15 protein-coding genes and 2 pseudogenes are annotated in these 14,739 nt (G+C 39.2%); 14 read left to right on the forward strand and 3 right to left on the reverse strand.

Annotated features, from left to right (window positions below):
- Window positions 1-303 precede the first annotated feature (303 nt).
- The 7 genes and pseudogenes from mads1 (at window position 304) to RB604_RS10880 (ending at window position 6,071) form a co-directional block, all read left to right on the forward strand.
- Window positions 304-657: a methylation-associated defense system helix-turn-helix domain-containing protein MAD1 gene (gene mads1, locus RB604_RS10850; protein WP_117596180.1), complete on the forward strand. Its 354-nt coding sequence runs from the start codon at window positions 304-306 to the stop codon at window positions 655-657.
- Complete coding sequence (locus RB604_RS10855; protein WP_129648989.1) at window positions 654-1,253, forward strand: BT4734/BF3469 family protein; 600 nt, start codon at window positions 654-656, stop codon at window positions 1,251-1,253. Before mads1 ends, RB604_RS10855 begins: the two co-directional genes overlap by 4 nt.
- On the forward strand, window positions 1,204-3,006 hold the full coding sequence (locus RB604_RS10860; RefSeq protein ID WP_129648992.1) for a DUF3987 domain-containing protein: 1,803 nt from the start codon (window positions 1,204-1,206) through the stop codon (window positions 3,004-3,006). The genes RB604_RS10855 and RB604_RS10860 overlap by 50 nt, the downstream gene beginning before the upstream one ends.
- A gap of 94 nt (window positions 3,007-3,100) precedes the next feature.
- The gene (locus RB604_RS10865; RefSeq protein ID WP_195588006.1) at window positions 3,101-3,475 is read left to right on the forward strand and encodes a MobC family plasmid mobilization relaxosome protein; all 375 of its coding nucleotides are present in this window, start codon (window positions 3,101-3,103) and stop codon (window positions 3,473-3,475) included.
- Window positions 3,459-4,361, forward strand: a pseudogene (locus tag RB604_RS10870) (relaxase/mobilization nuclease domain-containing protein). The gene RB604_RS10865 and the pseudogene RB604_RS10870 overlap by 17 nt, the downstream one beginning before the upstream one ends.
- Window positions 4,361-5,010: pseudogene (locus tag RB604_RS10875) on the forward strand (hypothetical protein). The pseudogenes RB604_RS10870 and RB604_RS10875 overlap by 1 nt, the downstream one beginning before the upstream one ends.
- Window positions 5,011-5,249: 239 nt before the next feature.
- On the forward strand, window positions 5,250-6,071 hold the full coding sequence (locus RB604_RS10880) for a DNA/RNA non-specific endonuclease (protein WP_129649051.1): 822 nt from the start codon (window positions 5,250-5,252) through the stop codon (window positions 6,069-6,071).
- Here RB604_RS10880 and RB604_RS10885 read toward each other — a convergent pair.
- The 3 genes from RB604_RS10885 to RB604_RS10895 form a co-directional block, all read right to left on the reverse strand.
- Window positions 6,052-6,267 carry a hypothetical protein gene (locus tag RB604_RS10885; protein WP_129648995.1) on the reverse strand — a complete coding sequence of 72 codons (216 nt, stop codon included), beginning with the start codon at window positions 6,265-6,267 and terminating at the stop codon, window positions 6,052-6,054. The two genes, RB604_RS10880 and RB604_RS10885, sit on opposite strands and share 20 nt — an antisense overlap.
- A 145-nt stretch (window positions 6,268-6,412) precedes the next feature.
- On the reverse strand, window positions 6,413-7,132 hold the full coding sequence (locus RB604_RS10890) for a hypothetical protein (protein ID WP_129648997.1): 720 nt from the start codon (window positions 7,130-7,132) through the stop codon (window positions 6,413-6,415).
- Between the two features lie 218 nt (window positions 7,133-7,350).
- Window positions 7,351-8,067: a DUF4236 domain-containing protein gene (locus tag RB604_RS10895; protein ID WP_129649000.1), complete on the reverse strand. Its 717-nt coding sequence runs from the start codon at window positions 8,065-8,067 to the stop codon at window positions 7,351-7,353.
- Window positions 8,068-8,208: 141 nt separating this feature from the next.
- Between RB604_RS10895 and RB604_RS10900 the strand changes: the two genes are divergently transcribed.
- Genes RB604_RS10900 through RB604_RS10930 form a run of 7 tightly spaced genes read left to right on the forward strand, consistent with a single transcriptional unit; the run spans window position 8,209 to window position 14,739 of the window.
- Window positions 8,209-8,571: a TerY-C metal binding domain-containing protein gene (locus tag RB604_RS10900; protein ID WP_129649003.1), complete on the forward strand. Its 363-nt coding sequence runs from the start codon at window positions 8,209-8,211 to the stop codon at window positions 8,569-8,571.
- A gap of 9 nt (window positions 8,572-8,580) precedes the next feature.
- Complete coding sequence (locus tag RB604_RS10905; RefSeq protein WP_229104155.1) at window positions 8,581-9,858, forward strand: serine/threonine protein kinase; 1,278 nt, start codon at window positions 8,581-8,583, stop codon at window positions 9,856-9,858.
- 11 nt (window positions 9,859-9,869) lie between these two features.
- Window positions 9,870-10,613, forward strand: coding sequence for a vWA domain-containing protein (locus tag RB604_RS10910; protein ID WP_004290521.1), 744 nt, complete (start codon window positions 9,870-9,872; stop codon window positions 10,611-10,613).
- Between the two features lie 15 nt (window positions 10,614-10,628).
- Window positions 10,629-11,885, forward strand: coding sequence for a protein phosphatase 2C domain-containing protein (locus tag RB604_RS10915; RefSeq protein WP_004290522.1), 1,257 nt, complete (start codon window positions 10,629-10,631; stop codon window positions 11,883-11,885).
- A 1-nt stretch (window position 11,886) separates the two neighbouring features.
- Window positions 11,887-13,329, forward strand: a complete 1,443-nt coding sequence (locus RB604_RS10920) for a hypothetical protein (protein WP_129649006.1) — start codon at window positions 11,887-11,889, stop codon at window positions 13,327-13,329.
- On the forward strand, window positions 13,326-14,222 hold the full coding sequence (locus RB604_RS10925) for a peptidoglycan-binding domain-containing protein (RefSeq protein ID WP_129649009.1): 897 nt from the start codon (window positions 13,326-13,328) through the stop codon (window positions 14,220-14,222). The genes RB604_RS10920 and RB604_RS10925 overlap by 4 nt, the downstream gene beginning before the upstream one ends.
- 1 nt (window position 14,223) lies before the next feature.
- Window positions 14,224-14,739 (forward strand): hypothetical protein, encoded by a 516-nt coding sequence (locus tag RB604_RS10930; RefSeq protein ID WP_129649012.1) that lies wholly within the window; start codon window positions 14,224-14,226, stop codon window positions 14,737-14,739.

The raw sequence follows: 14,739 nt of genomic DNA on the forward strand, positions 1-14,739 counted from the left end.
TTGTGTCCACCATTGAGCACCAATGACTTATGTAATACCAATCATATACTTACCACCGTTTACCCCTCATGAAGCATCGGCTTTTTGAGGGGTATTTTGTAGATTGAAGCTTTCGATAAGGAATGTGTTAGTCCCAATAGTGGTTTATTCCCCTTTTATTATGTCTTCCAATAAATTCTCGTATTAATGAAACTTAAATCTGTCAGTGGTAAATGAGCGGTTGATTGGTGGCGGTCAAGCACCTATTTAGCACCTATAAGCATCCCTATACTTTTGCAGCATAAATTTTAATACGAAGAAAAAATGGCTTATAAAGTAAATTCATTGGAGGAAATGCCGAATGCGTTGTCCTACCTGATTGAGTCCGTAGAAGTACTGCAATCCAAAGTAAATGCCTTGCAACATAAGCAGGCAAGTAACTCACCTAAGTGGATGGATATAGATGAGCTTTGTGCTTATCTGCCATCACATCCGGCCAAACAAACAGTTTATGGATGGGTATCAGCCAAACAGATTCCCGTACATAAAATAAATAAGGCGTTGGCTTTTCTGCAATCTGAGATTGACGATTGGTTGAAGAATAAATCGCATAAGACACAGGATGACTTAATGGAAGAAGCCAGACGATTTGTCGAATCTAAAAAGATTATCAGATGATGGAAACGACAGACTATTGCTTTTCGTTCTTTCGCAAGCCTATTCAAAACATCGAACCGATAAGGGCGGTAGGCATTGTGGATATGTATCGTTATATCATCGGGCATTATGCCCAACCACAAACCGAAGCCCTGCGTTTGATGATGTCTTCTCCCGAAGCCAAAAAGTACAAGGCCACTCATTTTGACTATTGTACTTTTTCGGGATTATTCCGCAAGCGTAATGAGAAGGAACTGATTATGCACTCAGGATTGATGTGTTTGGATTTCGATCATGTGGATAACATAGGGGAGTTAAAACAGCAACTGCTCAACCATGAGTATTTTGATACAGAACTGTTATTTGTCAGTCCATTCGGTAATGGATTGAAGTGGATAATACCTGTTGACTTGAAAGGCTGGGAACATTCCCGATACTTTAAGGCTGTTGCCAACTGCATCAAAGCAACAGGTTTGCCATTAGTGGATATGCCCGGCAGTGATGTGGCTCGTTCATGCTTCTTACCCTACGACCCACAAGCATATATTAACCATAAATACAAAGATGATGTCGAAGAAAATCTTTTCTGCCCAAGATTGGGAGAATGTCCCTTCTGAAATACAACAGGCACATACACCAAGTATTGTCCCTATATATGATAAGGTGGAGGATGATGTGGAAAGTGTTGTTCGGGAGATAGAACGGCGTGCTATTGATATAGCTCCTCATTATAAAGATTGGGTGGAGTTGGGCTTTGCGCTTGTGGATGGATTGGGAGAGAACGGACGGGAGTATTATCACCGCATCAGCAGGTTTTACCCTACCTATCAAAGGGAAGAAACGGATAAACAATATACGCATTGTCTGCACTCCAAAGGGCAAGGCATTACTATCCGTTCTTTCTTCCATTTGGCAAATCAAACCGGAATCTCATTGGCTCCGTTCTTCAAAGAGCATTTATCCATTTTGCCAAATATCCAAAATGATAAAACGGGTAAATGGATAAAATCAGAAGAAGAACTTCCTGTATTTCCTGAATGTGTGTTTGAGAATCTTCCTCCTTTTCTAAATGAGGTTGTCAATAATTCCATTTCGGTAGATGACCGTGATACGATACTGATTGGGGCTATTGTGTGTTTGTCGGTATGCTTTCATAATGTTTGTGGCGTGTACGATGAACGCATTGTTTATCCGAATCTATATCTGTTCGTGGTGGCAGATGCCGGTATGGGAAAAGGAGCATTGACCTTATGCCGAGAATTGGTAGCTCCCATTAACCGTAATTTGCATGAACTTTCCAAACGATTAGAGCAGGAATACAAAGAAGCGATGAGTGCTTATATCAAAGGTAAGAAAACTGATGAAATGACTATGCCAACAGAACCGCCCATGCGTATGCTCGTCATTCCTGCCAATAGCAGCGCAAGCTCTTTCTTGAAGATATTGGGAGATAATGACGGAATCGGATTGTTGTTTGAATCGGAGGGCGATACATTAAGCCAGACTTTGAAGTCGGACTATGGCAATTATTCTGATGTGTTGCGAAAGGCATTTCATCATGAGCTGGTAAGTTTGAGTCGGCGCAAAGATAGGGAGTACTGTGAAGTCAGCAATCCAAGAGTATCAGTCGCTTTGGCTGGAACTCCCGAACAGGTAAGAAGATTGATACCTGATGCGGAGAACGGATTGATGAGTCGCTTTTGTTTCTATATTATCCGCTTCAAACGAGGTATAAGAAATGTGTTTGCCACAAGCGACATTTCTCAATCCAAGAATGCCATGTTCAAACTGTTGGGAGATAAATTCTGCCATTTGCATGAGAATTTTGTACGGCAGGGTAATTATTCCTTTTCTCTTCCCTCTGATTTACAGGAACACTTTATTGAATATCTCAGTCGTGTGAATGAGGAATGTTGTGACGAAGTGGATAACAAGATGCAAGGAGTAGTCAGACGGATGGGACTGATTGCTTATCGTATAATGATGGTGTTGACCGCTGTCCGACATTTGGATAATGTGATTCACAAATCTTCTTCTGACGAGACTGTACAATTGGTTTGTCATGAGTTTGACTATTCCATAGCCATGAGTATTTGCGACACCCTGCTTTATCATGCCGTATTCATTTATCAGAATTTGTCAGGAAATCAGTCTAAACGATTCAATACCGCTACGCCGGAGACAGGCGTTTATGCACGAAGGAACACCCTTTATAATATGTTGCCTGACACTTTCGCAAAGAAAGATTATGATGCAGCGGTTTTAACTTTGGGCGAGAATGGAAGTACGGCAAACAAGTGGATAGAAGCCTTTATTAAAGATGGCAAGCTATGCCGGATAGAGCAGGGGAAATATAGGAAGATTTTTTGAGTGGCAAGTTTGTGTTTTAGTGCCACTAAAACCTATGCGGCAAGCGATAGAACTGCCACTCTCAAAAAACAATTTATTAATATCGAGAATCAATATGAGTATAAAAGAAAAGAAACTTGGTGGCCGCCCAAAGTTGGCGAGCTATCAGAAACGTACCAAATGTTTTCGGGTAATGTTTACTGAGAACGACTACATTTATATCCAATCCAAAGCGGAACAGGCAGGATTGTCTGTCAATGAATTTTGCCATCAGGCTGCAATGGATTGTCAAGTCTGTCAACGTATCAGTCCGGAAATAGTATCGGCAATTCGTGACCTTTCCGGTATCGCCAATAACGTCAATCAGATTGCCCATCAGATGCACATCTATGGATTGAAAACAGTCAAACAACAATGTCTTTCGATTATCTTGGAAGTTAGTAGAATTATCACCCAAGTAAAGAATACCTGTCATGATAGCGAAGATTAAAACAAGAGTTGATTTCGGAGGTATTGTAAACTATGCCAACGACCAAAAGAACAAGAAGAAATGCGCTACATTTTTGGCGCACGAAAGAGTATGTGCCATTAGCAATAAGTTGATTGCCGATTCTTTTTGCCTTCAAGCATCCATGCGCCCGAAAGTAAAGAGTCCTGTAAAGCACGTATCGCTTGCTTTCTCTTCGTAAGACATTAGCCGTTTTCCCGATAACGAAGAAGGAGATAAACTTATGGTGGAGATTGCCAAGAAATGGATGAAACAAATGGGGATTCGCAATACTCAATATATCATAGCCCGGCATCACGACACGAAACATCCTCATTGTCATTTGGTATTCAATCGGATAGATAATGATGGCAATCTTATTCCTGACAGCAATGAAAGAATACGCAATGCAAAAGTTTGCCGTGCTTTGACTAAAGAGTATGGACTTTACTTTGCTCCTAAAAATAGCAAAGCCAGAAATAAGAGCCGTTTGCGTCCTCATCAATTACGGAAATATAATCTCCGTTCTTCAGTTCTTGATGCACGAGCAAATTCTCATTCGTGGAATGACTTTTTTAGCATTCTCAAAGGCTTGGGTATAGATATGCGTTTTAATCACGCTGAGAATTCTGATAAAATTCGTGGTATATCATTCAGTCAGGATGAGTATAGCATGGCTGGTTCCAAACTTGACCGTGATTTGAGTTTTAACAGCCTTTGTGCTACATTGGGTAATATGACAGCAGAGCTGATTATTCAACCCCATCAAGCCATAACTCCCAGTGGAGGAGGTGGAGGAACCAACAATGAACAAGGATGGCGAAACGATAAAGATAAGGATAACCAAAGAAACGAACCTTTTTATAAAACCTCAAAACGTAGAAGATAATGAAAGAAGATGTAGTAGCTGCAAATCTTGCGAATTTGCGCCAAAGTATCAAGGAGCTAAGTGTATTGAAAAACAGAATACTACAGTTCCTAAACCGGAACAATCTGTAAAAGCGGATTTCAATGAAAAGGCCATTTATACAGGAATTGCCAAAAGTTTCTGTACTTGCTGGAATGAAGCCTTGTCTGTGGTCAAGAAACATATCTGGCAACAGCAGCCTAACACATTGCCGTTTTCGCTATGGTTTCCAAAACTCATTGATTTATTCAAGCAAAAGTCTAAACTTCTTGAATATCTTTATCGGCACGTTTGCGATTATAATCTTAATCGCATGAATATCAAGGCTAATACCGATTGTATATTAAAGCGGCAGAATGAGATACTTGCGAGAATCAATGAATTGAAAAGCCCTGTAACCATTATTCCACCAAATATCAATGGGATGTTTATACGTGGGCATCATATAAAACTTCGATATGTCGTAGTGTTTGTTGTCATTATTGTTACGTGGGCTGTTACTGCGTCGGTTAATAGTGTGAAGTATAAGGAAGAATCCTTTGCACATTATTCGATGTATCGGGCGGTGAAAGAACAATATCAGCATTTACAGGAAATGACTTATGAAAAATCTCAAATTAGAACCAAGTAAAGCATCTTCACTCTATGATTATTATTAGTCTTTTTGTGTGATGCATTCGGTTCTGAACCATAAGGCAATCATTATCTTCTACGGTTTGGTAAGTTTTGATTTTTCTATCTTTGGGAAACATGTATTATTTTGGAAAAGAAAAATGAATAGTTTTATCTGTTTTTATGTGAATTTTTATAACTTTGCGCTTAGGCAAAAATAAGCATGTATTTATGATACGATTACTCCTAACTACTATAATGTCTTTTTCCTTGTTTGGATGTCAACCAGGAAAGATAGACCAGATAATAATTGGGATATTTGCAAATGCACGGAAATCATCAGTGGCAAAACAAACAATCTTAACGCAAAATGCAACAGAATCCGTAAGCATCAGCCAACAAAATTATCAAGGTTTGGAGGTTCCGGCCTATTCTGACAACGATTTTATCCTAAAGAGGACTGCTTATACTACTTCATATGACAAGGTGAATAAAATTCCGAAGTGGGTGGCTTGGCATTTAATTTCAGACCACACAAATGGTGATCAGAGGAGATTGTCAAACTTTATTGTAGATGATGAGGTGCCTGCGCCACGAGCAGAACTTGTTGATTACAAAGGTTCTGGTTATGACCGTGGTCACATGTGTCCCGCAGGTGACAACAAATGGGGATTTGAACCAATGAAGGAGTCGTTTTTCCTTACAAATATTTGTCCACAGGATCATAATCTTAACTGTGGTGATTGGAATGAGTTGGAGATCACTTGCCGTAATTGGGCTAACAAGTATGGTGACATCTACATTGTTGCAGGCCCCATTCTGTATAAGGGTAAGCATGAAACGATTGGTCCTAACAAAGTGACTGTTCCTGAAGGATTCTTCAAGGTGGTTCTGTGCATGAATGGCACGCCAAAGGCTATTGGCTTTATCTACAAAAATCATCCATGCAACAATCCACAGTCAAGTTATGTTAATAGCATTGACCAAGTTGAACGTATCACAGGTTTTGACTTCTTCTATAATTTACCAGACGATATAGAAGAAAAGGTTGAGGCCAACGCTAATCTTTTAGATTGGTAGTTTTCTTTGACTTAGCCTGTTTATTATTATATTTATTGTTGATTTTATTTACTGGTGCCGTATGGATGTAGAAATCCAATACGATGGTGACAATGCAAATTGCCGCATAAATCCATTGTTCATACAAACCATAATATACGGTTGCCATAAGTAATATCAGCGATATAATTGCTGTAGTCGCTGATACTATATGCATTATAAAATTATTAGAAACCATTTTGAATGTCGTTTTTCTTTTTTGCTGCAAAAATACTATCTGCAATTTCTTTCTGACGAACAGCTTTTTGTTCTTCTTGTTGTTTTAGTAATGCTTCCCGTGCTTGTTCTTGCTTCTTCTTTTTCTATTCTTTTGCGACTCTTGCAGCTTCTCTATGTGCTAATTTTTCTTGTTCGATTAAAGGTATGACGGAATGCGGATTATATATTATGACGCCTGTGAAGCGTTGAAACTCGTTGTAATACGAATAATATGTATCATCACCACCATTCCCATTAAATTCACGTATCGAGGCCACTATAATATGCTTATCATCAAACAACCACTTTGCTATATAATTAACCGAATCTTTTGAGGTCTCTATAGGATCTCCAAATTTCTTTCTTATTGTCTTAGATAACTTTTCCGCCTTAAAGCATCCGTCTTCAGAACTACTCTCCGAGTCACGTAACACAACGCCTTGTAACCTTTTTCTTACGAAAATACCATCTAATATAAAATTCACTCCATCAAGCAATTCGTACTTCTTGAATTTATTATTATAAATCTCTGGATACATATATGAATACTGGTAGTAATCATTGTCATATTCGTTCTTGTTCATATCATAGAGTGTTTTAGCAAGCATTCCGACACGAAAATCAAGATACAAATTCTCGGCATCTTGACTCGCAATTCTATTATACAGATTATATCTCTCTGTAGATGGATGGATTTTACATTCGTTTAATTGGTTTTCTAAAATAAATGCTATGTATTTATCACAATCTTCCTCTAGCTTAGACAGATACTCTGTATTATACAATTTTTCCAACCAAGTCCTTTCGCCTTTGAACCAGCGCACATGTGTAATTGGTAAACATAGAAGAAGGAAGGCAAATCCGCCATATACTATCCACAAATACATGTAAAGTACAGCATGTGTGCTCGAACTTTTATATATAGATTTGGCAATTATTCCTACTCCGTACAATAAAAACAACATGAGAAGAATTTCCCAAGTCCAATATAATATGATGGCTATTATAACTATGGCTATAATTATTGCATAAATCTACATTTTTAAGAGTTCAAGCGTCTGCGGTAGTTCTCTAATATACGTTTCTTTGCTATATCAATCGGAAGTCCTTTAATTTCAACGCCATTTATTTTCTCCAACTTATAGATGATTGACATGAGCTTACGGTAGATTGATGGTAGTTTCACCTTGTCTGTCGTATTGTCAATCTCAGTAATAAGATGCTCAACTTCGGCTACAGTAACCTTTACATCAATATCGTTAGACGAAGGAGCCGATTGAAAAGGAGTTGGTGTAGATGGGGGTGAAATTGGAACAGGCTGCGTAGGTCGTGTCGCATTCGTATTTGGTTGTGGAGTAGAAGCCTTCTTTCGTGACATGAAGAAGAACCAATATAATCCAGCAATTACTGCAAGCAATGCAGCTGTTATGAAGTTGCTTGAAAGTAGCAACGAAAGAATTACAGACGCAACAATGAACACAAGGCAACCCTGTTTTGAGAATCCAAATGTTGTCTGAGTAGTGGCATTGGTTGGAGGATTTGTTCCAGTAGTTGAAGAACTATTTGATTTTGATCCTCCACCCACTTTTTGACGGTAATAAAGCCCCGTACCTGGAATGCCTCCAGATACATAAGTTCCACGCTTGCCAATGTTCACCTTTGCTCCTTTAGGTCCCATTGATATGCTTGGTCCATTTTTGCTCCAGTTAATTCGTACACCTGGAAGAATTTTAGTGCTTCTACGCCAATATAAACCCATTCTTTTTTGCGAATTTTGCTTGCAAAATTAAAATTTATACTCTAAAAGCAAAAATTTTTAATGGAAAATACGTATAAATCTTGTTGCTTTGAGGAAAAGTAATTACTTTTATCTCAAAAAAAGTATAACTCATAGCAGATTATGACAACATTAAGCAATGAAGCTTTTGCTGTAATGGCAGCCTGTGAACGAACAAAACAACCTTTCGGTATAACAGTCGATAAGATTTGTTCCGGTCAATACAAGTTCGTGTGGGCTTTCAAGATTGACAAAGAGAAAGCACAACGAGAAGGCTGTGGCAAAACTAATGTCAAAGGCAATATAATTTTGGATACAGAATATCCAGGATGCCCTTATTGTGGTGAAAAACGACACATCGTTTGCTCATCATGCAACAAGTTCTTCTGCTACCATGGACAGGAACATGTTACATGCCCCAATTGTGGAACGAGTGGAAATGTGGTATCAGTAGAACGAGTTGACCTAAAAGGTGGAGATTATTAAAATTGAAATATGATGGCAGATTTGACAAAAGGAACAAGAATCTCTCTCACGAATGGAGGTTGTGTAACCATCATCAAGGAATTAGGTAGAGGGGGACAAGGTGTTGTCTATCTCGTAGATTTGAATGGCGAACAAAAGGTCCTAAAATGGTATCTGACTGCACCAGACGAGAAGTTTTACAGAAATCTCGAAAAGAACATCATGAATGGTGCTCCTTCTGATGCATTCCTATGGCCAGAGCATTTGACAAACCGTCAACTTGGTAGCTTTGGTTATGTTATGCAACTGAGACCAAAGAATTACTATGAGTTCGGCAATTACTTGCTCGCCAAGGTTTGTTTCAAGTCTTTTACAGCAATGTTGGCTGCAGCTATGAAGATTTGTGACGGATTCATGATGCTTCATCGTTGTGGCTACAGTTATCAAGACCTAAACGATGGCAACTTCTTCATAGACCCAACCAATGGCGATGTGCTAATCTGTGATAATGACAACGTAATGCCTCAGGGCGAGAAATCTGGCATTATGGGTAAGGCTCGTTATATGGCTCCTGAGATTGTTGCTGGTGGAATTCCAGACAAGAGAAGCGACAGATTCTCGCTTTCTGTCATTCTGTTTATGCTCTTCTACGCTAACCACCCATTTGAAGGAGAACGAGTCATTGCATGTCCTTGTATGACGGAAAGCTATGAGCGTAAGTTCTATGGAAGTGAAGCCATCTTTATTTATGATCCGACAAATAATACTAATCGCCCTGTGAGAGGAATCCATCAGAATGTCATCAAACGTTGGTTTGTATTCCCATCGATCCTTCGTGAAACTTTCGAACGTGAGTTCAGTCAGGATTATCTACATAATCCAGAGAAACGAATGATTGAACAGAATTGGGAGAAGATCATTTCACGGGTTCGTGATCAATTGGTCATCTGTCCGATCTGCAAAGAAGAAACCTTTGTTGAAACCAATGGAGCCGTTGGCAAGTGTATCAACCGAGGATGCAACATTGACATCTCCAAGCGTCTGTTTATCAATAACAGATCATTGCCTCTCACAGATAAGACCGAAATCTTTATTGATAACGATAATACGCCAGATGCAATTGTTTCAAAAGATGCCAATGGCGTATTGATAATTAGGAATATCTCATCAGACAAATGGACGGTCGAAACGCCAAGTGGCAAGGTAAAGACCGTAGAATCGCAAGGTATTATGCCTGTAAAAGAAGGATTAAAAATAATGTTCAAAATCCGTGAGATTCCTTATCGAGGAGAAATAACAAATATTTGATTTTTACAATAATGGGACTTTTAGATGACGTGGTAAGTGTCCCACGCAGAACAATGACACTTTTCTTTGTAATCGACACATCAGGTAGTATGGCTGGTAACAAGATTGGTGCCGTTAATGATGCTGTTGAGAATGTACTTCCTATGCTTGATGAGATTTCTGCATCCAATCCAGATGCCGAAATCAAGGTAGCAGCTCTTGAGTTTTCAAGTGGTTGTAACTGGCTTTATGACGAACCAAAGCTTGCATCAGAGTTTGTATGGCAGGATGTAACTGCAAGTGGTCTAACTTCACTTGGTGCTGCTTGTCAGGAACTCAACACAAAACTCTCTCGCAATGGGTTTATGCAGACTCCAAGCGGAAGTTTTGCTCCTGCAATTATTCTCCTTTCTGATGGTGGGCCTACAGACGATTTCTATGGAGGTTTGTCAAAACTGAAGGCAAACAATTGGTTCAAGAATGCGATCAAGATAGCTATCGCCATTGGTGATGATGCAGACAAGGATGTTCTCACTCAGTTCACTGGAACGAATGAGGCAGTATTTACAGTTCACAATATTGATGCTTTAAAGCAAATCATTCGAGTTGTAGCCGTTACCTCTTCTCAGATTGGTAGCAAGAGTAGTACTGCTGGCGATACCACAAAGCAGGAACAGGTTATCAAGGATGTAACCGAAGCAACCAAGGATATTAACGGAGCTCAGTCAGAGGCTGCTCCTGTGAATTCTACTGATAATTACGACGATTGGGATTAAACTAAGGTTTCTTTGATGGAGAAATTAGTTCATTTTTGTCAAGGAGAAAGCCATAAAGCAACAGGTAAAGTATGTCAGGACTATGCAATGTGTAGTACTGATAATGGTATTGCAGTGGCTGTCTTGAGTGATGGACATGGTGGTAGCAGGTATTTCAGAAGTGATGTCGGTTCAAAGACAATAGTTGAATGTACTTTCAAGAAAGTAATGGGATTTGTTGAAAATATAGATTCCAGCATATTTGAGGGAAAACCATTTACAGCAGTATCGGCGTTGACAACCGAGCGCAAAGAAGAGAATCTACGAAAGAATAGTAAAGTAGATGATCAACTGAACCAGCTGTTTAAGTCAATCATATTCGGATGGAGAACTATGGTAGAACAACATGCAAAAGAAAATCCATTTACCGATGAAGAACTTAAGTTGATTACTGACCCACAAGATCCTCACTCCATAGACAAGACATACGGCTGTACATTGATGTGTTATGTCAGAACACCAATGTACTGGTTTGCTTTCCACCTCGGAGATGGGAAGTGTTTCTCTTTTGATGGAGATGGTAATTGGAATGAACCTATCCCTTGGGATGAACGATGTTTTCTGAATAAGACAACATCCATTTGTGATACAGATGCGCTATCTGAATTCCGCTATTGCTATCAAGGCAATGGAGATTATCCTGTAGCTGTTTTCCTTGCTTCTGATGGATTGGACGACTCTTTCGGAGAGTCATACAATCAGGCGAACTTCTATATTCAGATATTGAAGCTCATTGCTAACACGTCAAACAATGATGCACAGAAAGAAATAGAAGATACGCTTCCGCAGTTAAGCAAGATTGGAAGCCAGGACGATATGTCTGTAGCTTGCCTATATGACGAAAAGGAATTAGAATTCATTCTACCTAAGCTCATACTATGGCAAAGAAGCAACGTGGAGAAACAGATAGCTGCTGTTAATGAGAAAATTCTGGTAGCAAAAGCTAAGATGTCGAAATACTCTCCTCTTAAATTTTATACAAAGAAGGAATTGATAGAGGCCCAGTATGCTCAGACAGATATTGAACGACTGTTTATTTCCAAACGAGAACTAGTTACCAAGTATAACCGATTCACAAGTGAACTCCCATCAACATCGTCTCATGCAGATTACGATGACGAAATAGGATTATATGAGTATAAGGAGGAGGAAAAGCGCCAAACTCTGACTGCAGAACAAATAAGAAAACGTTTGAGAGTTTTGAGTCATCCGATGTATAAATTCGATATATGACATGAATAAGAAATACCAATTACATACAGGCATAAAGGATATTATCCAAACGAATGGTACAGAACCCATCCGAACCGTTCAGTTGGCTAATATCCTTGCTGACTATTCAGCCTACGATGAATATCCTGCCACTAAGGTTGTTCTGAAAGATGTACTGACCACTGGTTATGGGCAACGCATTTACAATGCCTTCAACGAGTCTGGAAAAATTTATCTTGCAGAAATAGAAATGATTAAACAAGATTACAGCAAAAAATCAAAGTTCAAGAAAGACGTTGTCAATTATGTGTTCGACTCTATATGCTACGGCTTAGGACTAAAGACAGCCGTCAAGGAACCTTCAAGCAATAGCTTTGACCCATACATAAACGAGTCGGATAACATACTGGATAAACTTCCAGGAATGTTGGCAGAGTTGAAGAAAGAATATGATGAGGCATTGAAGTCCCTTCTTGTACTTCCAAAAGATATTATTTGGGATGCAGTTGCTTATTATCCAGCGTCAGCAGAGAATCAGCTGTATTTGATAGAAGGTAAGATTCATGTCATCAGCAATCAATTAGGTATCAACGATAACAACTGGTGCAAGAATCTGAAGGAAAAGACTTTGAACAGTCATAGACAGAGGAAGGTAAACACTGTCAAAGAAGTACTGGATGCAAAGAAGATAGATTTCACCAACCTATTGAATACTGCACTTGTCAAGCCATCAGCTTCATACATCAGCAAATCTGGACACTATGCTTCTGATAAACTGTCTGACATCGAAAAAATGGAATCAGAGATAAAAGGTCTGTATGGTGAAATGGGTGTTAAGTATGATGATTGGTGCAAAACAGAAAAAGACAGAATCTTGTCATCATACATTGTTTCTGATAGTAGTCGCTTTCGTCAGATGCTGTTGAAGATAGCAATGCCTGCAGCCATGTTCTGCGGAGTCGGCTATTATGGTGGAACTTATGCGGTATCTACTGACGAAATCAACGCTTATGAGCAAAGGATGAAAGCAGCAGACGGTTATCTTGCCAATGGAAATTACGGAAAAGCCATTGCAGGTTTTATACAAGCCTCCAACCTGTATGACGGAAGTTTCAGAACATCATCTTACAAGGAAGGAGCATTGTCACAAGCAGATGTTTGTTTCGCAAAGATGCAAGACCAAGTAACTTCTTTGATAGATAGAAAGCAATACGGACAGATACTTGCCCTTATGAATTCTATTCCAACGGAATACTTGGCTGCAAATCAGAATAAGAGCGACTGGATTGAAAAAAACAAAATAGATTTGCAAAATACAGTAGCAGAAGAAGTTGACCAACTGGCAGAAATAATTTCGTTCAACGGAGGCCATCTAACGGAGGACGGTAAGAAATACCTTGATCAACTTCTGGCTGTATCTCCCGACAACTATTGGTTGAACCTTATTAAGACGAAAGAAAAATGAAGAATCCAGCAAAAAACAAAATAAGGGCATTGTTGCTTTCTGCAGCTACAGCACTATTGTCAACTCATGCTCAAGCAGAAGAAACCGCCACTATTATACCTGACCTTGTCAATAATGATGATTTCTTCGGTGAGACTAAACGCTCATGGGGAAAGGTATTCAAGAATGTAGCAAAACTCGATAAGAATGGTGAAGTGAAATACATTGCAAGCCATCGTTCGCACATGTCACATCGTTCAGGTGGTGGCGGTGGTGGATCTGGTCACAGGTCACACTACTCTCATTACTCATCATACGGAGGTGGTTCAAGTCATTACTCATCAAGTTCTCGTAGCGGCTCGTATTCTTACAGCAAACCTAAGCCAAAGACAGCAGGTGATTATTCAATCGGTGATAGAACATTAAAGACTGGTATCCATGGAAGTGACGTAACCTCACTTACAGGCTACCTTGCAACAGCTTTATACATCAACCGCTCTTGGATAAAGGAAAAGGAGGGCTATTCTCTCTATGATGCTACCATAGCATCAGCAGTCAAGCACTTCCAGAAGGATGCAGGTTTGCCTCAGACTGGTATTGCAGACCAAACTACCATTAACAAGTTGAAGTCATGGAATAATAGCAAGACAACCGTTATCCTTGGTACTCGTGAGTTATCATATTCAGAATCATCAACCGATAAGGGTACTGATGTGACAGAACTTGTGAACTTGTTGACTAAGGCTGGATTCGCTCCAGATCCGAAGAAGATTGTCATGACAAATGATGGTAGAACAGAGTTTACTAAGGATATTGCAACAGCAGTTCGTTTCTTCCAAGCATACAACAACCTTAGTGTTACAGGAAGAGCTGATGAGGCAACTATCAAAGCGTTAAAAACAAAGGCACAATAACATGAATAGAATAACATCAAATATAATAAAGTCTTTATTAGTTGCATCTGTATTTTCCATATCGGGAAATGATGTAGAAGACACAAACGATTATATGTATACTGTAGGAAATAATGATGATGAACAAGCAGTTACAAGTAAGAAGAAATCTGTTATAAAAAACGTCATAAAATTAAATGGAAATGGTAAGTTCACTTTGATTGCTGGCCATCGTTCTCATTATTCTCACCGTTCACATTATTCAGGGAGAAGAAGCAGATGCACTTCATTTAGGTCACCTATGGAAATGGTGTTGGGAGACAGGGCTATCTTAAAAGGAATGTATGGGGCTGACATAGATATGTTAGCTGCGATTTTGGACTCTAAAGGTCTATACGACAAACAACACGTGACTAAAATCAAAGGTATGACATGTTTTGATCTTAGAATGGAGCAATGCATAAGGAATATACAGGCAAAGTATGGTATGACTGTAGATGGAGTATGCACTCGTGAGGTTCTTTCCAAAATTCTATAA

This window comes from Bacteroides salyersiae, assembly GCF_031172035.1.
In the GTDB taxonomy this organism is placed as follows: domain Bacteria; phylum Bacteroidota; class Bacteroidia; order Bacteroidales; family Bacteroidaceae; genus Bacteroides; species Bacteroides salyersiae.

Bases quoted from the DNA above. Each gene is read 5' to 3' on its own strand.
- mads1 (WP_117596180.1), top strand. From the start codon at position 304: ATGGCTTATAAAGTAAATTCATTGGAGGAAATGCCGAATGCGTTGTCC.
- RB604_RS10855 (WP_129648989.1), top strand. From the start codon at position 654: ATGATGGAAACGACAGACTATTGCTTTTCGTTCTTTCGCAAGCCTATT.
- RB604_RS10860 (WP_129648992.1), top strand. From the start codon at position 1,204: ATGTCGAAGAAAATCTTTTCTGCCCAAGATTGGGAGAATGTCCCTTCT.
- RB604_RS10865 (WP_195588006.1), top strand. From the start codon at position 3,101: ATGAGTATAAAAGAAAAGAAACTTGGTGGCCGCCCAAAGTTGGCGAGC.
- RB604_RS10880 (WP_129649051.1), top strand. From the start codon at position 5,250: ATGTCTTTTTCCTTGTTTGGATGTCAACCAGGAAAGATAGACCAGATA.
- RB604_RS10885 (WP_129648995.1), bottom strand. From the start codon at position 6,267: ATGCATATAGTATCAGCGACTACAGCAATTATATCGCTGATATTACTT.
- RB604_RS10895 (WP_129649000.1), bottom strand. From the start codon at position 8,067: ATGGGTTTATATTGGCGTAGAAGCACTAAAATTCTTCCAGGTGTACGA.
- RB604_RS10900 (WP_129649003.1), top strand. From the start codon at position 8,209: ATGACAACATTAAGCAATGAAGCTTTTGCTGTAATGGCAGCCTGTGAA.
- RB604_RS10905 (WP_229104155.1), top strand. From the start codon at position 8,581: ATGATGGCAGATTTGACAAAAGGAACAAGAATCTCTCTCACGAATGGA.
- RB604_RS10910 (WP_004290521.1), top strand. From the start codon at position 9,870: ATGGGACTTTTAGATGACGTGGTAAGTGTCCCACGCAGAACAATGACA.
- RB604_RS10915 (WP_004290522.1), top strand. From the start codon at position 10,629: ATGGAGAAATTAGTTCATTTTTGTCAAGGAGAAAGCCATAAAGCAACA.
- RB604_RS10920 (WP_129649006.1), top strand. From the start codon at position 11,887: ATGAATAAGAAATACCAATTACATACAGGCATAAAGGATATTATCCAA.
- RB604_RS10925 (WP_129649009.1), top strand. From the start codon at position 13,326: ATGAAGAATCCAGCAAAAAACAAAATAAGGGCATTGTTGCTTTCTGCA.
- RB604_RS10930 (WP_129649012.1), top strand. From the start codon at position 14,224: ATGAATAGAATAACATCAAATATAATAAAGTCTTTATTAGTTGCATCT.